The organism is Nonomuraea ceibae (assembly GCF_019396325.1).
In the GTDB taxonomy this organism is placed as follows: domain Bacteria; phylum Actinomycetota; class Actinomycetes; order Streptosporangiales; family Streptosporangiaceae; genus Nonomuraea; species Nonomuraea ceibae.
Map to the genome: position 1 here is coordinate 80,483 of NZ_JAHKRO010000010.1, position 20,499 is coordinate 100,981.

A 20,499-nucleotide genomic window follows, 5' to 3' on the forward strand; every position below is an offset into this window, starting at 1 on the left:
CGCCTTGATCGGGTCCTGAGGGCCTCGGAGGTCCCACCTTGAGCTTCAAACTCACGACAGCGGGGGCTTGAGCGCGGGAAAGCGCCGAGGCCACCACCCGAGGGTGGTCGCTCATGGAGATCGTCAGCCTCATGCTGGACGCCGGCTGGGCGTGGGCGGGGCTGGGGGTGCTGGCGGGATGGCGGGCCACTCGTGGGGGCGCCCCAACGGGCCGCCGCCTGGCGCGAGGCGCCGTCGCCGGTGTGGTGGCCCTGCTCGCCGCCACCGCTGCCTACTACATCGCCGACACGATCGTCCACGACGTCTCATCCGGCTCCTACGCCTACGACACGGTCTACTGGTGGGTGGCGAGCGCCTTGTTCGGTCCGGTGCTCGGCGCCATCGGAGCCTGCGCCGGACATCCGGGAGTGATCGGCATGCTCGCCCGGCTGACCGTGCCGGTCGGCGCGGCCGTACAGATGGCCGTGCTGCCACCGGGCAGGAACGATGTGCTCACCAACATCGGGCAGTGGGTCGTGTGGACGGCGGCCGCTGTGGCTGCCGGCCTGGTGGTTGCCCACTTCCTGCGCGTACGGCGACGGGCCTAGGCTGTCCCGGTGCTCAACTTGGTGGAGTGGACCAGGCTGGAGCCGTGGCGAGTCGCTCGTGCCCGCACCGACCGCGGCGAGTCCGTGATCGTCAAGTGGGCGGGTCCCCATGTCGACGGCAGGCACACCGACGCCTGGCGGCTGCGCACAGAGGTGGCCGCGCTGCGGTTTCTGGCAGACGATCTCAGCGTTGACCTGGCGCCACGCGTCCTGGCGGAGGATCTTCGCGCCGAGCGTGTCATCCTTCAGGATCTGGCGCCGCGCGTCGCGCTGGACGGACTCCTGCGGCGAGATGGCGTCGTCGCACATGCCCCGCGCCTGGAGGCATTCGCCCGGGCCCGTGGCGAGCTGGGCGCGGTCACCGCCGGACACGCCGAGCTGTACTACCGCAGGCGACACCTCCTGGGGCCGGTCGATCCCGAGGCCGACCGGCTCGGGCACGTCACCCGGCTGCGCAGGGAGAGTTCTTCTCAGGCCGAGGCGCTGGGCGTGCCTCTCACCGGGGCCGTGGAGCGCGAACTGGCTCGCGCGCTGGACGTGCTGGCCGATCCGGGGCCGTTCCTGGCACTCAGCAACGGCGATCCGGAGACCAACAACGTCCTGGTCCGTACGGACGGGCCGGCCGACGCGCGCTTGATCGACTTCGAGTTCGCCGGGTTCACCCATGCCCTGCACGATGCCGTCTGCCTGTATGTCCCCGGTCCTGCCTGGATGTGGGTCGGCGGCTCCGCGACGCTGCCGCAGGTGGGGGACGTCTACCGGCGTGCTCTGGCGGCCGGGGTGCCGCAGGCCGAGGACGATCGGCTCTATGGGACGGCCTTGGCGGCGGCGTGCGTGGCGTTCGCGCTTGCCCGCCTGTCGCGCCGTCACCGGCTGGACGGGCGTCCGGCCGGTGACGACAGCCGGGCCCAGCTCGTCACCTCCTTGGAGGCCGCTGCTTCCGCTGCCCGGGAGCATCGTGCTCTGCCGTACCTGGCGGGCCTGTGCCTGCACCTGGCGGAGGCCCTGCGCCGCCGCTGGCCCGACGCGGACGTGGACACCGCCGCTCTGGCGCCCTACACGCCACGCCGCCGCTGACGGGGACGATCAGGAACCGCTCCGCTCGAATCGGGCGACGCCTGCCGAGCAGGACGCGTCAGCAGGCGCTCCCACTCCTGCCAGCCCCTGCCCCGGTGAGGCGGAAGGCAGGCGCCAGCACGGCGGGGTCGCCGGGCAGGTCGAACCCGGCGGTCTGGAGCCGCTGGAGGGGTGGTCAGCAGAACATCGGCTTGGCCGCGTCCTTGGGAACCTCCGGTACGGAGTCGACGACCTTCACCGACATCACCGCCATACTGCCGCCCGGGATCTCCTCGACCTGTCCGCCCTCCTTCCGGCCGATCCAGCTCCGGGATCCGAGGAACCGGTACGTGCCCGGCTCGAAGATGAGCTCCCCACGCTCCCAGCCGCTGGGATGCTCGAACTTGAGCGAGACGCCCACCCCGCGTCGCCCAGCGGTGTCGGTCAGCTCCGGGACGATGGTCACGGTCGGCATCTTCGACAGCGCGCCGAAGATCGTGGCCCTGGTCCGGGAGGAGATGAGCGGGTTCTGCGCCAGCTTGAGCAACCGGCTCGCGACGACCTTGTCGACCCGCATGTCGATCTCGTTCTGGCCCAGCTCCGTCTCACCTCGTCTGGCCTGGTCGGACCGTACGAACGCCGTCGCGTCCTGGCGGATCTTCGCCAGAAGCCGATCGGGATCGGCGGGCAGATCGGCGACCTGCGGGGGCGCGCCCAGGGAGCCCCTGCGGCACTGCCCGGCGCGCTCGTACTCCACGGTCCCGGGCGCTTGCACCTGCGTCGGGCCTGGTCCGCTGATGACCTGTATCTGCCCGTACGTCGAGCGCGTCAGCGCGGGCTTGGCGGGGTCCTCGGCGGGCATCCACATCTCTCGGCGCACGTGCCGGGTGTAGTCGCCCTCGGAACCGCTGGCGAAGGTGACGGCCTCCTGGTCGACGTAGAAATACTGCCCCGGCCCGGGCCGTACGTCCTCCTTCGCCGCGACCGTGGCCGCGTTCCGGAGCAACTCGGCGGCACTGGCCGGAGCGGCCACGAACGGAGCGGAGTCTTCACCGCCACGCACCATGACGAGTCCCGCGGTCACCGCCGCCGCGAGGCCGGCAGCCAGGCCGGCCCTCATCACCAGCCTGCGGCCCGGGAAGCGGCGAGCAGGCCGCGCGGTGCCGGCCCGTTCGGCCTCCATCTCTTCGGCCACCAGCACCCATGCGCGCGCGGTCACCTCGGGCGCGGGTTCGGGCAGGCTGTCGTGGTGAGCCTTGATCGCTTCGAGTTCGTTCATCACAGTGCCTCCCCGGCGGGACCGATGCTCTTGCGGAGCTTCTTGCGGGCGCGGTTGAGGCGTGAGCCCACCGTTCCCTGCGGTATGCCGAGAGCCTCGGCCACCTCGTCGTAGCTGAGCTGGGCGCAGGCGACCAGCACCAGGACATCCCGGTCCCCGGCCGAGAGCCGGGCGAGGCCCGCGGCCAGCCGCGGTTGCATGGTCGCCGCAGAGACCCGCTGCACCACGCGCTCGTCGTGGCTGGCGATCTGCGCGGCATCGGCGCTTCTGGCCAGCGCCCGGTATCTGCGCGCTTCACCACGGTGGTGGTCGGCGATCAGGTTGGAGGCGATGCCGTACAGCCAGGGGCGCGCGCTGGAGCAGGTGAGGTCGAAGCGGTCCCGGCCGCGAAAGGCGCGCAGGAAGGTCTCCGCGGTGAGGTCGTCCGCGGCGGACTCGCCCAAGCGCAGGTGAACGTAGCGGTGGATGGCCGCGAAATAGCGATCGAAGACCGCGCCGAAGCGATCCGGGTCACGCCACGACGCCTCTATCAGCTGCGCGTCGGTGTCCTCGCTGGGAGGCGCCGAATCTTGGGGTGGAGCTGGCATGCATGCTTGCCTTTCAGGCGGTTACCTCGGAACACCCCTGGTTCGGCGAACTCCCGATTCCTCTTCACGGTCCATCGCGTGACCCGAGGACGGCTGCATGCCTGACCCTGCCATTCAGGCTCGCCGGGCATGGTGGCCGAGCGCTCCCGGCCAGTTCAGCGCCGCCACAGGCGCCGGCCGCGCGTCTTTGACCATGAACCTGCGGTCAGGCTGTCGGGTCCGGTGTCATGGTGCCGTCTCTTCCTTGACGGGTGCGGCGCCCAGGGCGTGGAAGTAGTCGTTGACGGGCGCGAGGTCGATGCTGTCGCCGCGGTAGCCGACGTATTTGTCCGGGCGAATCACGTACAGGCTGGGGCGGCGGACGCCGTAGCGGTTGTGCGCTTCGCTGCGCAGGTCGGCGAAGACGCCGCCGGAGAGGCCGGGTGGCAGGTGGCCGCGGGTGATGAGATGGACCTCGCCGTGCCCGGCCATCGCCTCGTGCGCCGTGGCCTGCCAGCGGGCCAGGGTGGCGGAATCGGTGGTGTCGGCGGCGAACAGCAGAAGGTGGTGGCCGGGGGTGCGGAGGAGGTGCCGCAGGGAGACCGGGCCCTGGCGGTTCTCGAGGTAGCTGTCGCGCATCAGCTCGCCGGCTTCCGGTCCGGTGGAGGCGATGTCACTCCACGCCTTGGCCCGGGACTCGTTCCAGCGCTGGAAGACGAGGTGGCTGTCGCGGTAGTGGACGAGGTGTTCGCCGAAGGCGTTCGACAGCCGCTGCTGCACGGGGTTGAGCTTGCCGAGCAGGCGCAGCGCGTGCCGTCTGGCTCTGCGGGCGACCAGGGTGGTGCCGGTGGCGATCTTCGTGGTGGTCGAGGTGGCCTCGACCACGGCCTTGACCACGGGCCAGCGTTCGGTCTGGTAGCTGTCCAGGAGGGATTCGTCGGCGCGGCCGGTGACGACGAGCGCGAGTTTCCAGCCCAGGTTGTACGCGTCCTGCATGCCGGTGTTCATGCCCTGGCCGCCCACCGGGCTGTGGCTGTGCGCGGCGTCTCCGGCCAGCAGGATCCGGCCGTCGCGGAGCCGGTCGGCCAGGCTTTCGCGGGCCACGAACGACGAACTCCACTGCAGGTCGCGGACGCCAGGGTCGAGGGGGGTGCGTTCGGCGACCCAGGTGGCGAAGTCGTCCAGCCCGGGGGTGCGCGGTGGCCGGTCGTCCGGCGTGCTGGCCAGGATGCGCCAGTAGCCCCCGACCATCGGGAAGACGGCCACCAGGCCGGATCGGTCGAAGTAGACGTGGAAACGATCCCGCGTCAGCGGCCAGTCCACGGCGACGTCGCCCAGGATGAAGCCCCGCTTCAGATCGGTCCTCACCCGGCCGATGCCCGCCGTCTCGCGAACGGTGCTGTGGGCGCCGTCGGCACCGATCAGCCAGCCTGTTCGGCACCGCTCGCGGCGACCGTCCTCGTGCTCGAGTTCGACGCTGACGCCGTGCTCGTCCGTCTTCTGACCGAGCAGGCGGGTGCCCCATTCGACGGTGACCCCGAGGTGCTCGGCGTGCTCGCGCAGCAGCGCGACCGTCTGCCACTGCGGGATGCACAGGTCCAGCGGGAACGAGGAGTCCACGGCTGTCACGTCCATCTCGGCCAGCGTCGTCGTCCCCTGGTAGAAGTTCAGCGTGTGCAGCGGGACGCCTCGGTCGAGGGCGGCCTGGGCCAGCCCGATGTCGTCCAGCATCTCCAGCGATCGGGCCACGATGGAGACCGCCCGGCTCTCTCGATGGTCGGCGCTCTCGGCGTTGACGACGCGCGGGATGACGCCTCTGCGTGCCAGTTCTATGGCCAGCACCAGTCCGGTCGGGCCCGCACCGGCGATGAGGATGTCGGCGTTCACGGTCACAGATCCATCCTTAGAACGAATGATCGTTCTTTTTAGAACAGCACGATGCCGACTCCAACGTCAAGAGCGAATGTTCGTTCTCTATTGACCGGCCTGCCTCGACGCCGACATCAGGGCCTTCAGGCCGCTCCTGAACGCCGCCGGGTCCGCGTGCCCGTACACCGCACGCGCCACCAGGAACCCGTCCACGAGCGCCATCAGGACATCGGCCACCTGCTCCGCCGGCACGTCCGCGGACAGCAGCCCGCGCCGCTGGTGACGGGCCACGAGGCCGCCGACCACGTGGCGCGCCTCCTGCACGACCTCCTGCAGCTTCGCGCGCAGCGACGGCGAGCGCAGCGCCTCCGCCCACACCTGGACCAGGAACTGCGCGGACTCGCGTGAGCCGGACAGCGGCGGACGGCCGACGCCCAGCACGAGGTCGACGATGTCGTCCAGATCCGGCGGCGCCGCGTCGTCCGCCTCGAACGCCGAAGCGACCTCGGCCAGAGCCTCGGAGGCGGTCGCGGCGATGATGTCGTCCTTGCTCTTGAAGTAGCGGTAGACGGCTCCGGCCGACAGTTCCGCCTCGGCCAGCACGTCCTGCATGGAAGTGGCATGGAAGCCGTTGCGAAGGAAGCAGCGGCGGGCGGCGTCCAGGATCTGGCGGCGGCGGGCTTCGAGATGTTCTTTGGGCATGCGGGCCATGGACCGAACGTAGAACGAACATTCGTCCTTGACAACTTCGCCGTGTACGTCATAGTGAAAGAACGTTCGTTCTCTATAGAAAGGATCATGCCATGCTGTTGGCCGCCACCATCCTGAGCGCTCTGGTCGCTCTCGTCTTCCTGCTCGCCGGCGCCCAGAAGCTGCTGCTACGCCCTCAAGTGACCGCCAACCTCTTGCGACTCGGCGTCGGCTCGACGATGACCCGAACCATCGGCGTCCTGGAGACAGCCGGGGCCCTGGGGCTTGTGGCCGGGCTCCTGTGGAGACCGATCGCCGTAGCGGCAGCAGCCGGTCTCACGCTGCTGCTGATCGGCGCGATCGGCTATCACGTGCGCACCCGCGACTTCGCCCATCGGCGCCACCGCTCCCACGCCGCGGCTCCCGTACTCCTGGCAGTGGTCGCCGCGACAACCACGATGACGCTGCTGCTGACGCCGTAACGATGACCAGGCCGCTTCGATATCGCGCCTACGCAGGTGGCCCCGGTTGTCGCGGGAGGAGTATGCCTTGGCCCCCAGCACCCGCGCAGGCTGCCTACGTTCAGTCACCCCCTGGGGGGAATGATCACAGGCGAGCGGTCCACTCGTGGGCGGTGAGGACGTCAGCACCCCTGGCCGGGAAGACGCGGTTGACCAGGAAGTCGTGCACGTCCGGCTCCCCGTCGGCGCAGGCGTCGCTGAGCACGGTCACGTGGTAGTCGCGGTCGGAGGCGTCGTAGAGCGTGGCGGCGATCATCGCCCCGGTCGCGACGCCGGTCAGCACGATCGAGTCGACGCGCTGGGCGCGCAGGAGGCGATCGAGGTCGGTCGCCGCGAACGCGCTGGCCCTGCGCTTGAGGACGACGGCCTCGCCCGGCAACGGCTCGATGCGCGAATGCACGAGCGTCTCGGGAGACTCCTCATGGAACAGCGTCCCCGCCCCATGCAGGCCCCTGATCAACTGGTTCCCCGCTGCCACGTCAAGCCCTGAGCCCCGGAGCCCGAAACGAATGAAGATCACCGGGATTCCGGCGGCCCTGGCCGCGGGAAGAACCTCTTCCACGACGGGGATCACCTTGGCGGCGAAGGGATAATTGTCCACGATGCCCGCCTGCAGATCGCCGACGATTAGCGCGGTGGTGGTCATGAGGATTCCTTGTCTGTACGGCGCGCCACCGGCCCTTCCCCACGGTCGTGCCGTTGGCGCTGCGGTCGTCCATCCGAAGTGGCCGGTTCAGCCTACGGGGGCCGTCTTTCACGCCGACCTGACGTCCGATGCCGTCGATCACGGCGGCAATCAGACCACGCGCATCAGCCCGGGAAGCTCGCCTGCAGATCCTCCGGCGCGAGGCCACGTAGCAGCGGGTCCCCTCCTGCCGGATGCGCGTCAGGCCGGCACCCGCAGCTCTCCCCAGCCGCGTTCGCGTCCGGCGGCCGGCACCCGCACCAGCCCGACGCGGATCGGGTCGCTGAGTGCGGCCATCACCTCCGTCAAGGCGATCTCGGCCTGTTCGGGATGATGCGCCTGCCTCATCCCGCCATGTTAGCTTCTTCGATCTTTTGGAACATCGAACATGGAGCGCTGCGCGCGGGGCTGGTGCGGCCGGTGGCCGTTGTAGTGATCGACGTACTCGGCCGGCACCGAGCGCAGGCGCCGTTGGCCGTAGATCTGCATGCGGTCAGTGCACTCGGCCCGTACGGTGCACACCCGCCGCTCGGCACAGCAGTTGGCCCGCGGTGCGCGGCGGGGTCTTCAGCACCGTCACGCCCCCGGCATGAGACCCGGGCGGCTGGTGGACGAGGATCAGAAGGGAGAACCGGTAGGGATTTCCGTGTATCCCGCGAGGATCTGGACCTGCTCCTGGGTCAGGATGCCGGAGAAGGCCCACACGTCGTCGATCGCACCGGGCCAGTGCTCCCCCCACACCCCCGCGGTCTTCGACCGACCCAGTTGGAGGGGTCCTGTGGCGTCGAAGCCGATCGTGTGCCAGCGGACCGAGACCTGTTCCTCGGTCTCCTCCAGCCAGCCGTTGACATACAGGCGCAGTACGTCGGCGAAGGAGTCGTAGACGAGGGCCACATGATCCCAGGCCAGCTGGCTCTGATAGGAGGGGTGATCCGCTCGCTGCGCCACCGCTCCCGCGCTGTCGGAACCCGGCATCTCCACCTGCCAGCCTCCTGTCCCGCCTGCGGCCGAGGGGTCGTAGCGAACGGTGAACCCGCTGTTGACGACGCCCTCCTGGGAGAAGATCGCGGATTTGGCGGTGGGCCTGCTGGAGGCCGTCACCCATCCCGCGACGGTGAAACTGCGGGCGGTGGACACCACGGGCCCGGCGGTGGCCGCGTGGTCGCCGGCGCCGTCCAGGACGAGAGCGCCCGCCGGGGAACCCAGCCAGCCGGCCGTCTGATCCACCCGGGCGTCCCCCGCCAGGGCGAGGTGGTGGCGCTGGTCCGAATCGTCCTGTCCGTCGACGTTGAGCGTCCAGCGCCCGGAAAGCACGGGGTGGCGGGCGAACAGGTCGGCGGCCTCCTCCTCGCTGACCAGGCGATCGAAGACCTGCACGTCGTCGAGCTCACCGGGGAAGTGGTCCACTTCGGCGCCGTTGTGCTTGGCCCGCCCGATGGCCATCGGGCCGGTGGCGCTCCAGGTCACCGTGAACGCCTTCTCCTGCTGCAGGACCCCGTTGACGTACAGGCGGGCGGTCTTGGCGACGGAGTCGTACACGCCCAGCAGGTGGGTCCACTCGCCGACCTCCGGCGGCGCGGTGGACAGCACCCGCACCCCGCCCTGCACGGCGTCGGCGTTGCTCAGGCTGAACGACCAGCGGTTGTCGTCGTGGACGTACTGGAGGTAGAAGCCACTGACCACGTTGCCGTCCTGGTTGACGACGGTGGCGAAGCCGTTGGTGTGCGCGAGCCTGACCCAGGCCCCCACCGAGTAGGTTTTCGCGGTGTCGATGACCGGTCCCGACGTCTGCGCATAGCCGGTCGTGCCGTCGCCGCGCATCGCGGTGCCGACCTGGCCGTCCACGCCCATCGTCGTACCGCCGGAGAGGCCGGTGCTGATCGCAGGGGTGCCTTCGCGGACGGTGGCCGACAGCGAGGTCGCGCCCGCGGGTTCGTCCAGCGGCCAGTGCGCGCGAGGTTCGGCGCCCGCGCTGACGCGGAACATGTAGGTGGTGGGCGCGCTGGCGTTACCCGCCGCATCGAGGGCCTTGACGTAAAGGAAGTTCACTCCGGCCCTGGTCGGCGCCACCTGTACGGTCACGGGACCGCCAGGAGTGGCCGGGCGGTACTCGCCCGCCGACGTGGGCGTGGTGTTGACCCCGACCCAGTAGCGGTTCACGTCGCTCTGCGTGGTGCTGACGGTGAAGGAACCGTAGCGGCCCACGCCGTCGTGCCACGGGTCATCGGGGTTCTCGGGGTCGGACGGCGGATAGTCGGCCGAGGTCAGGGAGGGTGCGGGCGGGGCGGTCGCGTCGTAGGTGAAGTAACAGCCCGTCGCGTCGCCCGCCGAGCTCCAGGGGCTCCACTGGTGGCCGTCCCAGGTGCGGACGATCCAGCTCATCCGCCTGTTCTGCGGGATGGTCGCGGGCGCGGTCACCTGGAACGTCGACCCGCTCGTCTTGGCGGCTGAGAGCGGTGAATTCCAGAAGCCGGTGTCGTTGTTCCAGATGATGCGGAACTCGGCCTGGAGCTTGGCCGCTGATCCGGAGTCGGGGTCGGTCAGGATGGCGTACAGGGTCGGCGGCCGGTTGACCGTGGGCGATCCCGGGAAGACGCACGGCCCGCCGGGGCTCATGGTCAGGTTCTTCATCAGCGGCTGCGGCGGCGGGGTGTTGTACTCGATGCGCAGGTTGGCGTCCGCGGTGAACCTCTTCCACCAGTCCATCGTCGCCTCGGAGTAGGCGCGCAGCCCGAAAGTGATCGCGGCGTCCCTGGCGCTCACCGCGGCCCGCACGACGTTGCGCAGGGAGGTTCCGCCGAATTCGACGGGCGTCTTGGAGCAGTGCGCCACGTCACGTGAGGCCAGCCGGCTGACCCAGTTGTCGTCGGTGCTGTTCCAGGTCGAGGAGGAGCCGAAGCCGCTGGCGTGCCACAGCTGGACCGAGGTGGGGTTGGAACAGTTGTAGGCGTGGGTCTCGTACGCGATGAACTCCGCGGAGAGCACGAGCTTGCCGGCGATCGAGCCGATCGGCATGCGGTAGAACAGCCGCTTCTTCTGGTCTCTCACGCAGGCGCCGTCGAACTGCACGTCGCACAGGCCCACGCCCTGGGTGCCCGTCCAGTTGTAGTACGTCGTGGTGGGGTAGCCGCTGGAGACCATCAGCCTGGCCGCCTCCCCCACCGTCTTCCACACCGGGTCGATGTAGACGGGGAAGCGGGTGGCGGGGTCGGCGAGCAGCCTGCGGTCGGGCATGAGGGCGAGTTCGTCTCCGCCCAGGTCGATGCCCACGCGGGCGACGCGCGACCCCTCGGCGGGTCCGGCCGCCTGTGCCTGACCCGCCGACAGTGACGCCGCGCCCGGCGGCGGGCCGGAGTCCCACATCAGCGGGGCCGGCGCCTCGAACACCGCGCCACCGGTCACCGCGTCGACGGCGCGCAGCGCGCCCGCCGCGTCGCCCGCCAGCCGCAGGCCGCGCGTCTCGGTCCGCAGCCGCAGGCGGGAGAGCGCCGGGTTGCGCGCCGCCTGAGGCGTCTTGACCACGAGCAGGTGCGCGAAACCGTCCACGTCGGCGCGCACGCTCAGGTCCACGCCCGGCAGCACCTCAGGGTAGGTCGCGGTGTCCCCCGTCACCACGGGCTCGGGCAGCGGTCCCGGCCAGGACAGCCCGAACGTACGGCCCGCCCTGCCCATGGACGCGAACGGTTCGGCGCCGCCGTCGGACAGGCGCAGGTCCACCGTCGCCGCGACCGGGCCGAGACCGCCGCCGGGCAGCCGGGTCAGCGCCGGGTTCACCGGGGTCCAGACGCCGTTCTTCCGGGTGCGGACCGGGCGCTGGTGCTGGATGAGCTCGAAGGTGCCCGACGGCAGGGCGCGGACCTCGCGCGACTCGCCGCGCAGGGCCGTCACCTCCACCGGCTGCCCGGACGCCCGTGCCTCCCGCGTCGCCTGCGCCTCCGTGACGGCCGCAGGCGGCTCCCCGGCGCCGTGAGCCGCGACCTGCGGCGTCAGGCCGGGCGCGAGGGAGAGCGTGACGACGGCGGCGCACGCGACTACCACCGCCTGCCGGGCTCTCCCACCCCGTAACGTTCGCATGCGTCGGTCTCCGATCTCCAGGGTCGCGGGCAGGTCGCGGGCCGTTCGTCAGGGCGGGCAGATGGACGGATCAGAGGTACGGCCCGGCCAGCCGGGTCTTCCCGGCGGCGGGGAGTAAATGGGGAATCCCACGCACTGGTCGTTCTTCGCCGCGTCGCGGAGCAGTTCCTGGAACTCGTCGACGATCATCGCCGTCAGCACGCCGCAGGCGATCCCGACCTCAATTCTCTTCGATCCCAGAGTGCAAGCCGCGGCCATGGTCGAGCCGAGTACGGCCCATACGAAGTCGCCCACGCCGTCGTTGTTGAGCCACTGATCCAGCATCTTCACGATGTGCCGTGGCAGCACGATGGTGCAGCCGGTGATGGTGCACTTCCAGCCGCCCCACTCTCCCTTGCCCTTCCACTCCCAGCCTCCGGGGTCCGGGCTGTCGCATCCCGGCAGGGACGGGATGGGCATGAAGACCTGGCAGCCGGGCTTCGGGATGCCGGGCACCGACGGCAGGCCGGGCACGCCAGGCAGGTCGGGGATGCCGATGTCGGGACGGAAGTCGCCGACCTTGTCGCCGATCGCGCACCAGCCGGAGCACACGCGGACCGGGCCGATGGGCGGAGGCCGGTATCCCCCGCCGCCGCCACCGCCCTGGTGGCCGCCGCCACCGCCGCCGCCACCGCCGCCACGGCCGGGCCCGGGGCGGCCGGGGCGGCCCGGCCGGGGGTGGTAGTCGCGGTCGGAGTCGCCGGGCGGGCGCACGTAGTCGCCGTCGCAGTCGTCGGACAGCAGCCGCGCCTTGCCTCCCCCGCCACCGCAGGAGGGCGCCAGGCCGTTCGGGTCGCTGCTGGTGACGGGGGTGTTGTTGGCGTAGCTGTACCCGTGCGACTGTTGCGGGTCGCCCAGCAGGAGCGGGTCCACGGAGACGAAGCGGCCGGTCTCCGGGTCGTAGTCGCGGGCACCGAGGTGGGTCAGGCCGGTGCTCGCGTCCGAGGTTCCGCCGACGAAAGTCCTCTCGTTCGGCCAGGTGGCGGGGGCCTGGCCGCGCTCGTCCCCGAAGGGGGTGAAGCGCCGCTGGGTGAGCGTCTGGTCGGCGGCGTCGACGGTGATCAACGCGGTTCCCTGGTGGTCGGGCACCAGGAAGTTCACGCCGGAGGCCGCGCGCGTCGCCAGCGTGCGGCCGTTGTGGGAGTAGGAGCGGACCGCCGACGGCTGGGCGGCGGCGGACGCCGTCGAGGCGCGCACCTCCATACCGGGCAGGTAGAGCGTGCTGCCGCCGGGATCGCGGCGGATGAGCCGCTTCCCGCCGGCGGAGTGGACGAAGGACGTGTCGGCGTCGTCCACCGAGACCTTGCTGAGGAACCCGGTGGCGTCCCAGGTGAAGGTCTTGTTCTCGGTGCCGGTCGTGTGTCTGGTGAGATTGCCCGCCGCGTCGTAGCCGAAGCTTTCGCCACCGGTGCCCGCGCCACCGGTCTGGTCGATCGAGTCCAGCCGGTGGCCCTGGCCCGCGGGGGCGTTGCCGTAGGAACGGATGGTGTCGGCCTGGCCTCCGAGCCCGTGCCTGACCTCCCGGGTGCGGCTCCCGGTCACGTCGTAGGCGTAGCTGTGCCAGTACGGCGCGGGCCCGCCGACGACGGCGCCGGACGGCGCGGCGGCGCAATCGGTGGTGGCCTGGCTCCAGGACTGGAGGAGCCGCTGGAGATGGTCATGGGTGAAGCACTGGGTATCGGTGCCCGAGCGGGACACGTCCGCGATCGAGGTGATGGTTCCGGCCTGATCGTAGGTGTAGGTGGCGTTCCTGTCCGCGCCCGCCACGTCCTGGCGTTCGGCGCGCGCGGTGGCCAGGCGGCCGGTGCCGTGCTCGTAGGTGAAGGTCTGCCACACCTTCTTGCCGCCCGTGCTCAGCTCGTACTGCAGGGGGGCGCCGGTCGCCGAGTACGTGGTGGCGCTGACGTAGGTGCCGAGGCTGCCGGTGAGCCGGGTGGGCCGGGACAGCTCGTCGTAGGTGGTCGTCACGTTCTCGGCGGGCAGGCCGCCGGCCGCCGGGTAGCCGCGGCTGCGGACCGAGCCGTCCGGGTTGTAGGCCGTGGTGAAGGTGTAGTTTCCGGCCAGTGCGCCTTCCTCCTGCGGAACGACGACCGTGTACTTCACCGGGCGCCCCGCGTGGTCGTAGGCGTCGATGCGCTCGGTGTAGGCCCGCCCCTCGGAGTGGCGGGTCTGCTCGGTGAGGTCGCCCTTGCTCCGGGTGTCGTACGTCCAGGCCGCGATCAGCGTGCCGGTGGTGGAGCCCTCGCGGATCTCGGTGTTGCGGCCGAGCGCGTCGTACTTCCGGACGAGCGTCCGGCCTCGGGCGTCTGTGGTCGTCACCGGCCGGTCCAGGTCGTCGTAGGTCGTGACGCGGGTGCCGGTGTCCGGGGCGACGCTCCTGGTCGTACGGCCACGCAGGTCATAGGCATAGGACCAGGTGTTGCCCGCGGGGTCGCGCATCGTGGCCGGCTCGCCGCCGGCCCTGTAGGTGTAGGTCGTCTCCTGGTAGGAGCCGGACGGTGACGGGCCCTGATACTGGCGCAGGGCCGTGGTACGGCCCCGGGCGTCGGTGATGGTGACGGTGGGGGTGGCGCCATCGGGCGGATCCACGGCCACCCGGTCGCCGCCATAGGCGGTGACGGTACGCCACTTCTCCTGGACGTCGTTGCCGCCGACGACGAAGCGGCGCAGGGTCTCCCGGTTCAGCCCGTCGTAGGTGTACGTGAACTGCGACTCGACGTCGCCGGGCGTCTGGACGCCGAACAGCTCGGGCCGCGGCTCTCCCTCCGCGTAGTAGGGGTCGTACGTGCGGGCCACGTTGCCCCGGCTGTCGTAGAACGTGTCGGTGATGAGCCGTCCGCCGTCCGGTCCCTCGGTCTGCCGCTGGCGCGGGCGTTGGAGTCCGTCGAACAGCTCCTGGGTCACCTGGCGGCCTCCGCCAGGTGCCAGGGCCTTGGTGGTGACGGTGGCGATGCCGTCCTCGGCGACGACGTAGTCGTGCTCGACGTCTGGGGTCTCGGTGGTGGCGCGGCCGGGGAGCCACACCTTGGTGAGGCGGCCCAGCGCGTCGTGGGCGAAGCTGGTGGTACGGCCGGCCGGGTCGGTCCGCGTGGCCGGCACGCCGTGCGCGGGGTCGAGGGTCTCGGTCGTGACGTGGGCGGATGCGGCGTCGCCCGGGGTGACGGGCGGTCCGGTGGTGGTGATCCCGGTGGTCAGTCCGGCCGTCTCGGTGTACGCGGTCCGGGTCGTCCGGCCGAGCGCGTCCGTGACGGCCGTGACTCGTCCGTGGCCGTCGTACGCCGAGCGCGCGGACGGCACGTAGACAGGTGTGCCGTCGTCGTACTCTGCGATCTTCTCCACCCGGGTGGCGTCCCCCTTCTCCGGCGCGGCCCCGAAGGCGCCTCCGTCGTAGAAGGTGCGCACGTCGGAGACGATGCCGTCCGGCCGGGCGGGCGTGGCGGCGCAGCGGGCGGCGACGGTCTCGACCCGGGCGGGCCGGTCGCGAATCCAGGCGGCGGCGTTGATCGCGTACGTCGTGCGCGTGCACAGGTCGTCGTCCTGGCGGGCGGTGTCGCCCTGGTCGTCCAGCTGGGTCGGCAGACCCGTGACGGTGTCGTACGCGGTGTCGGTGCGGGTTTCCCGCCAGAAGCCCCCGTCCACGGCGGTCCAGGTACGGGTGGTGGCGGTGCCGGTGAGAACCGCGTTGGAGGTGCCCCAGGAGCGGACGCGGGAAGCGGTCTGATGCTGCCAGGGCGTGTTGACGGTCTTGGTGTGTACGGATCCGCCCGGGCTGGTGTAGACGGTGCGCTTCACCTCGAACCCGGCCAGGGCGTTGTGATCGGTGTGCGTGCCGCCCTCGCCGTCGGAGACGGTGACGTCTTTGGTGCCACCGGAGGCGTTGAGCCGGTCGCCGTCCATGCCCCGCAGATACAGGTTCTCCTCAAGGGTGAGGGGTTCGCCGTCGCCACCGGTGCCGACCTGTACCCGCCCGTAGCCGCGCCACTGCGACCAGGTCTTCTCCTTGGCCTTGGCCAGGCCGTCGTCGTCGGCGAAGTGCCAGGCCGCGCCGCCCAGATAGCGGTAGCTGGTGACCATGTCCGGCGACCGGGCGGTGCGGTCCGACCGGATCACCTTCGTCACGACGTACTTGTGGAACCAGTCGCGGATCGGACTGTCGCGCCCTGCGGGCTGCCAGATGGCGGGGAAGCACCGCCTGGTGTTGGTCTCGGGGGCGGGCAGGTCGGACAGGGTGCAGTCCTCGCCGGAGTACTGGACCTCGATCTGGCCGCCGTACGCGTCGAAGATCGCGCCGAGCCGGTACTTGACGAACGGGGGGATGTCGTCGCCGACGCGGTCGATCCGGTTCTTCATCTGGACGTGGTTGAAGGTGACCTCGGGGAGCGTCACCGGCGTGCCGGTGGCCTTGCCCGTGTGCTCGATCCCTTCCAGCAGCAACGGCCGATCCACGTCGGCGTCTCCCCACCTGTAGCGCAGCCGCCAGGTGTCCACGTCGCGGTAGCCGCCGTCCGGCCGCCTGACCTGCGTGGTGATGTCGGCGAGCCGCTTACGGGACCAGAAGGTCGGCGAGATCAGCCCCTTCGCGGTGCACCCCGCCGCGCAGTTCTGGTCCCACGGCACATCGGGCCACCTGTCCGGGGAGCTGGCGATCTTGGCGGGGGCGCAGTCGAAGCCGCTGTCCGGGAGGCAGCGTTCCGCGGTGCCGAACACCATCCTGGCCGGGGGCGGGGCGAACAGGTCGTCGGACCGCAGGCCGTACTCGATGCGACTCAGCTGGCCGCCGCGCTCGTAGGCGACGTCGTCGGTCAGGGAGACGTTGCGGCCGTACCGGTTGCTCTCCTTGGCGTAGTAGTACGTGATGGCGTTGCCATGGGTGTCCACGACGTGGTCGAGGTTCCAGCGCCACGCCTGGCGGCACGACGACTTCGCGAACCCCGCCGGGTCATGGCACGGCTCGCCGGCCTGGTTGCCGAAGACCGGGGCCGTCCAGACCGAGCCGGTGCGCGGCCGTTCCGCGGTCCAGCCGGGCAGCCGGTCGCGGCCGAAGAAGTACTGGGTGCCGTCGGGTGTGGTGGCCTTCCAGTACTCGCCGTCGTCGTCGCCGTCCCCGCCGCGGCTCGGCCCGCCGGTGAGACGCTCGAACCGGGTGCCGTCGTCGCCACGCGTCCGCCACGTGCCGTCGGCTGCCTTGATGAGCTCACCGCCCCTGCCGTTCCAGGTGACGGTCGCGTTGTCGTACGCCCAGCACTGGTCCCCCGGGTCGACGCCGTTGCTCTTGGGGGCGCCGTCGTCCACGCACGCCTTGTAGCTGCGTTCGATGAACCCCGGCCACAGCGCGAAACCTTCGCCCACCCATGAGGACTGGTTGTTGGTGCTGGAGGTCCGGCCGTCCACCGAGCCGGAGGAGTAGCCGATCGCCGCCTGCGGCGTCAGTCCGCCCGGCACCGGCGGCACGCGCAACGGGTAGGACCAGCTGAAGTCGCCGGAGTTCCCGCCACCGCTCCAGGTCGCCGCCTCAGCCAGCGGTGTGGCCCGATAGTCGCCGAGCCCGCTCGCGGGACCGGCCTGGACGGCGAACACCGCCGACCCGGCGGCGACGTCGGCGGTCAGCGTCCGGGACTCGGCGTCGTTCTCCGCGGGCACCGGAGTGGTGGCACGGCACGCTTCGGCGCCGGGGCTGGTCAGCGCGCAGTCAGGCAGCCGGACGAGCCGGAGGCGAGACCCATAGGAGCCGCCGTAGGCTTCGCCGATCCCGGAATAGGACACGCGCACTTCGGCCGGGCCCGCGCTGTCCACGGTGAACAGCAGCCCGCTTACGCCGGCCTTCGCCGCGGCGCCTCTGTCGAGGGCGCGCACCCGGGCGTTCCCCGTCGCGCGCAGTTCGGCGGCGTCGCCCGCGGACGGCCACCGCGGCCGCGCCACCCGCTCCCCCGCCCTTGAGTCGGTGGTGCGCGGACGAACCGGCACCCGCTCTCCCCGCACCGGAGGCCGGTCATCACCGATATCCGGTGCTCCCTTGACCGTCGGGAGCGAGTACGCCGGAGGGGCGGACAAAAGGCTTGCCACCGTGACGGCGACCGTTATCACGCATAACGACGCTTTACCTGCCCGCACAGAAGCCTCCCTGCGCCGGTGAACCGATGATGGGGCAGAGCTCATTGCAGAACGGGTTTCACCGGCCAAGGCGGGCCGACAGGGCAAATTCTAAAAAGGTCGGGAGGTCTCGGCAGCGGAGCTGATATTACGGGTATATATCTTTTCAAATGTGTTTACTGTCGCCGCACCCATGTTGTTGTCGGCGAATTACGGGCCGCGAGCGGTGCCCGGGCCGCCAGGTCGACGGCCCGGCTGCGGAAGCAGCGCGCTCACTGCATGCCCACGACTGCCTCCACCGTCGGCGAGCACGCAGGAGACGCCGGCCACGGACGGGGTGCCGGCCCCTGTTCTTGCGCCAGTCCGGTTCGGGTTCGCGCCAGATCACGTGCCGCCTTGCGGTACTCCCTCGTGCGGGTGCGGCGCGAGCATCTCGTACCGGCGCATGGCCAAGGCGCGCCCGGCCACGCCTCCGACGAGGCTCCCACTGCCCGGCCTGCGGCCCAGCGTTTCGGGGACAGGCGCTCGGCTGGTGGTTCCGCCCCGGGCGCTGGGGCTCGGCGGCCGGCGCCCGGGTCGTCGGCATGGCCTGTCAGACCGTCTTGGACTGGCCGCCGTCGATGACGTAGTCGGCGCCGTTGATGTTGCGGGCCTGTCCGGAGGCCAGGAACAGCACGAGTGCGGCGACTTCGTCGGGTTCGGTGAGTCGCCCGGTGTTGAAGCCTGCCTTGGCCGGGAAGCCGGTCAGGAAGTCCGCGACGGTGCTGCCGCCGGCCGCTGCCAGTGTTGCGCCGATGCCGTGCTCGCTCTCCCAGGCCGGAGTGCGGGTCGGTCCGGGAGAGACCGTGTTGATCCGCACCCCGCGCGGCCCGAGTTCCTCGGCCAGCGCCTTGCCCAGATTGGTCAGCGCGGCCTTGGAAGCTCCGTAATCGACGGTGGCGGGCTGGGGGAAGCGTCCGCGGATCGAAGAGATGTTCACGATCGCTCCTTGGCGTTCCAGCAGGGACGGCAGGGCGGCGCGGATCGCGCGTACAGCGGAGAAGAAGTTGACCTCGAACGTGTACTGCCATTGGGCATCGGTGATCGCGCCGAACCCTTCGAGCCGCGCGTCGAAAGCGCCCACATTGTTGATCAGCACGTCGATGCCGCCGAGGACGTCGGCGGCTTGGCCTACCGCCTCGGCCGGGCCTTCGGCGGTGGCCAGATCGACCGCGATCGGATGTGCTCCGGTGGCCTTGAGCTCCGGCCTGGCCGTGCGGGCCACTCCCGCCACCCGGGCGCCCTGGGCGATCGCGTCGGTGACGATGGCCAGCCCGATTCCCTGGCTCGCTCCGGTCACCACGACTGCTTTTCCTGACAGGGACATGACGCTCTCCATCTGTAATGTTCGTTCCAAATCGAGGGTAAATAAAAAAGCCGCGGCCGCCTCACAGGGCGGCGATCGTCGCGTCCACCACCTCCTCCAGTTGCTGTCGGTCGGTGGCGGCCTTGCCGAGCACCCGCAGCCCGTAGACGGCGTTCAACACAAACCTCGCCAGGGCGGCAGCACTGCGCTCACGCGTGATCTCACCATCTCGCTGACCACGCGCCAGGGCCGCCGCCAACGCCTCCTCGACGCGGGCGAAGATGCGCCGCACCAGCGCGGTGACCGCCTCGTCCTTGCCGGCCAGCTCGATCGCGGCGTTCACCGCCAGACATCCCCGCCGTCCGGGATCACCGAGTTCGGCATCGATCACCCCCAGCATCAACTGCCGGATGCGCTCCTTCACCGGCCCGGACTCCTCCAGCAGTGCGATATCGGCCTCGGTGTTGCGTTCGAGGTATCGGCGCAGTGCCAGCTCGTAGAGCCGGTGCTTGCTGGCGAAGGCGTTGTAGAGACTGCTGCGCCCCAATCCGGTGCAGTCCACCAGATCCTGCGCGGACGTGGAGGCGTACCCGCGGGCCCAGAACGCCTCCATGGCGGCGTCAAGCACCTGCTCATCATCGAAGCCTCGCGCCCGGGACATGACGATCAACCTACTCCATTAGTAATGGTCGTTTCAAATCGGCCGGACGGGGAGACTCGGCCTTGGCGTGCGGCTCGCGTGCCGGCACCGCCTGATCGAACAACGCCCCGACCTCGCCCAGCTGATCGACCGCGTCTGAGCGACCAGCACCGGCAGGATCGGATAGCGGCGCTGGCTCCGATACGGACAGATCATTACGAAAGAAGATTAGATGCCCCTCTAAAGCCTGAAGAACCGCTTTCGCTACTGTGTTCCAAGATCAGAAGGGGGTGGCTGGGAGCGCGACCCCGTTGCAGCCAATGGGAGGATCGATGGGGAACGGTGGACGCATGCACCTGGTCCGGTGGGCGCGAGGCGGTCTTGCCCTCGCCTGCAGTGCTCTTCTCGCTGCGTGCGGAGGGTGGGCGCAACCGGACCGGTCTGCCCCCGACCTGGCGGTCACGCCAGAGACGCCTGCCACGGCGAGCCCGTCACCCTCTCCATCGGGTGCCTCGTTCGAGGGACGCGGTCCGGTGCTGTCTGTGAAGAAGGGGCCCTATCCGCACTCCGTTCAGATCGTGGACGCCCAGCTCAGTCCCGACGCTCCGCAATCCCCGGCGCCGCTGGGCCTGACCTACATCCAGCTCGTGTTGAAGGTCACCAGCGCTCCGGGACGCCCCCTCAAAGCCCCGCATCCCCAGGCGTACTGGGTGGTTCACTACGACGGCTGCAAGGCCGCCCAGGACGCCAACAGTCAGGTCGGCTGTGGTGGCATGGACAACGGGACCAACTACTTCACCGAAGAGGACATGCACTCCCCCGAGTACGGCACCGGCGTCTCCAAGCAGTTCGGCGACCTGGCGGCGGACACTCCGTACTGGACCCGCGCCTGGCAACTGGTACCGGAGAAGGCCGACCTGTCGCGGGCTCAACTGTGCGAGGGGGTACGTACCGGAACCCCGGACAACTGCATCCCCCTCGGGACGGTTCGCCATGACAGCGGGCAGAGCCCGGCGGCAGGCTGACAGGCCTCGGCCGAGAGCAGTACGGGGTGGGAG

14 protein-coding genes and 1 pseudogene are annotated in these 20,499 nt (G+C 70.4%); 4 read left to right on the top strand and 11 right to left on the bottom strand.

The genetic code is table 11. From position 1 onward, the window contains the following. The first annotated feature begins 113 nt into the window (after positions 1 to 113). Both KME80_RS09840 and KME80_RS09845 read left to right on the top strand, forming a co-directional pair. Complete coding sequence (locus tag KME80_RS09840) at positions 114 to 587, top strand: hypothetical protein (protein ID WP_219502978.1); 474 nt, start codon at positions 114 to 116, stop codon at positions 585 to 587. 9 nt (positions 588 to 596) lie between these two features. Next, the gene (locus tag KME80_RS09845; RefSeq protein WP_219502981.1) at positions 597 to 1,664 is read left to right on the top strand and encodes a phosphotransferase family protein; all 1,068 of its coding nucleotides are present in this window, start codon (positions 597 to 599) and stop codon (positions 1,662 to 1,664) included. A 175-nt stretch (positions 1,665 to 1,839) separates the two neighbouring features. Here KME80_RS09845 and KME80_RS09850 read toward each other — a convergent pair whose 3' ends face one another. From KME80_RS09850 to KME80_RS09865, 4 genes are all read right to left on the bottom strand, one after another. Further along, a complete protein-coding gene (locus KME80_RS09850; protein ID WP_219502984.1) occupies positions 1,840 to 2,922 on the bottom strand; it encodes a CU044_5270 family protein in 1,083 nt (360 codons plus the stop codon). Then, positions 2,922 to 3,509, bottom strand: a complete 588-nt coding sequence (locus tag KME80_RS09855) for an RNA polymerase sigma factor (RefSeq protein WP_219502989.1) — start codon at positions 3,507 to 3,509, stop codon at positions 2,922 to 2,924. Before KME80_RS09855 ends, KME80_RS09850 begins: the two co-directional genes overlap by 1 nt. Before the next feature lie 225 nt (positions 3,510 to 3,734). Further along, positions 3,735 to 5,381, bottom strand: coding sequence for an FAD-dependent monooxygenase (locus KME80_RS09860; RefSeq protein WP_219502992.1), 1,647 nt, complete (start codon positions 5,379 to 5,381; stop codon positions 3,735 to 3,737). A gap of 81 nt (positions 5,382 to 5,462) precedes the next feature. Then, positions 5,463 to 6,059, bottom strand: a complete 597-nt coding sequence (locus tag KME80_RS09865; protein WP_219502994.1) for a TetR/AcrR family transcriptional regulator — start codon at positions 6,057 to 6,059, stop codon at positions 5,463 to 5,465. A 101-nt stretch (positions 6,060 to 6,160) separates the two neighbouring features. Here KME80_RS09865 and KME80_RS09870 point away from each other — a divergent pair, with 101 nt between their 5' ends. Further along, positions 6,161 to 6,529 (top strand): DoxX family protein, encoded by a 369-nt coding sequence (locus tag KME80_RS09870; RefSeq protein ID WP_219502995.1) that lies wholly within the window; start codon positions 6,161 to 6,163, stop codon positions 6,527 to 6,529. A 124-nt stretch (positions 6,530 to 6,653) separates the two neighbouring features. Here KME80_RS09870 and KME80_RS09875 read toward each other — a convergent pair whose 3' ends face one another. From KME80_RS09875 to KME80_RS09905, 7 genes and pseudogenes are all read right to left on the bottom strand, one after another. Further along, positions 6,654 to 7,214, bottom strand: coding sequence for a cysteine hydrolase family protein (locus KME80_RS09875; RefSeq protein WP_219502998.1), 561 nt, complete (start codon positions 7,212 to 7,214; stop codon positions 6,654 to 6,656). Between the two features lie 240 nt (positions 7,215 to 7,454). Beyond that, complete coding sequence (locus tag KME80_RS09880) at positions 7,455 to 7,601, bottom strand: hypothetical protein (protein ID WP_246644407.1); 147 nt, start codon at positions 7,599 to 7,601, stop codon at positions 7,455 to 7,457. 9 nt (positions 7,602 to 7,610) lie between these two features. Then, positions 7,611 to 7,799: pseudogene (locus KME80_RS09885) on the bottom strand (integrase core domain-containing protein); the annotation flags it as partial. Between the two features lie 72 nt (positions 7,800 to 7,871). Continuing rightward, positions 7,872 to 11,327 carry a LamG-like jellyroll fold domain-containing protein gene (locus KME80_RS09890; protein WP_219503003.1) on the bottom strand — a complete coding sequence of 1,152 codons (3,456 nt, stop codon included), beginning with the start codon at positions 11,325 to 11,327 and terminating at the stop codon, positions 7,872 to 7,874. 48 nt (positions 11,328 to 11,375) lie between these two features. Next, entirely contained in the window at positions 11,376 to 17,330 is a 5,955-nt protein-coding gene (locus tag KME80_RS51755; RefSeq protein WP_219503006.1) for an RHS repeat domain-containing protein, read from the bottom strand. A gap of 718 nt (positions 17,331 to 18,048) precedes the next feature. Next, positions 18,049 to 18,822 (bottom strand): SDR family NAD(P)-dependent oxidoreductase, encoded by a 774-nt coding sequence (locus tag KME80_RS09900; RefSeq protein ID WP_246644408.1) that lies wholly within the window; start codon positions 18,820 to 18,822, stop codon positions 18,049 to 18,051. Positions 18,823 to 18,883: 61 nt separating this feature from the next. After that, positions 18,884 to 19,462 (bottom strand): TetR/AcrR family transcriptional regulator, encoded by a 579-nt coding sequence (locus KME80_RS09905; RefSeq protein ID WP_246644430.1) that lies wholly within the window; start codon positions 19,460 to 19,462, stop codon positions 18,884 to 18,886. Between the two features lie 512 nt (positions 19,463 to 19,974). Between KME80_RS09905 and KME80_RS09910 the strand changes: the two genes are divergently transcribed. After that, the gene (locus tag KME80_RS09910) at positions 19,975 to 20,466 is read left to right on the top strand and encodes a hypothetical protein (protein WP_219503024.1); all 492 of its coding nucleotides are present in this window, start codon (positions 19,975 to 19,977) and stop codon (positions 20,464 to 20,466) included. The last annotated feature ends 33 nt before the right edge of the window (positions 20,467 to 20,499 follow it).

What these genes read in the sequence shown, in the direction of transcription:
- KME80_RS09840 (WP_219502978.1), top strand. Translation starts at nt 114, where the DNA reads ATGGAGATCGTCAGCCTCATGCTGGACGCCGGCTGGGCGTGGGCGGGG.
- KME80_RS09850 (WP_219502984.1), bottom strand. Translation starts at nt 2,922, where the DNA reads ATGAACGAACTCGAAGCGATCAAGGCTCACCACGACAGCCTGCCCGAA.
- KME80_RS09855 (WP_219502989.1), bottom strand. Translation starts at nt 3,509, where the DNA reads ATGCCAGCTCCACCCCAAGATTCGGCGCCTCCCAGCGAGGACACCGAC.
- KME80_RS09865 (WP_219502994.1), bottom strand. Translation starts at nt 6,059, where the DNA reads ATGCCCAAAGAACATCTCGAAGCCCGCCGCCGCCAGATCCTGGACGCC.
- KME80_RS09870 (WP_219502995.1), top strand. Translation starts at nt 6,161, where the DNA reads ATGCTGTTGGCCGCCACCATCCTGAGCGCTCTGGTCGCTCTCGTCTTC.
- KME80_RS09875 (WP_219502998.1), bottom strand. Translation starts at nt 7,214, where the DNA reads ATGACCACCACCGCGCTAATCGTCGGCGATCTGCAGGCGGGCATCGTG.
- KME80_RS09880 (WP_246644407.1), bottom strand. Translation starts at nt 7,601, where the DNA reads ATGAGGCAGGCGCATCATCCCGAACAGGCCGAGATCGCCTTGACGGAG.
- KME80_RS09890 (WP_219503003.1), bottom strand. Translation starts at nt 11,327, where the DNA reads ATGCGAACGTTACGGGGTGGGAGAGCCCGGCAGGCGGTGGTAGTCGCG.
- KME80_RS09900 (WP_246644408.1), bottom strand. Translation starts at nt 18,822, where the DNA reads ATGTCCCTGTCAGGAAAAGCAGTCGTGGTGACCGGAGCGAGCCAGGGA.
- KME80_RS09905 (WP_246644430.1), bottom strand. Translation starts at nt 19,462, where the DNA reads ATGTCCCGGGCGCGAGGCTTCGATGATGAGCAGGTGCTTGACGCCGCC.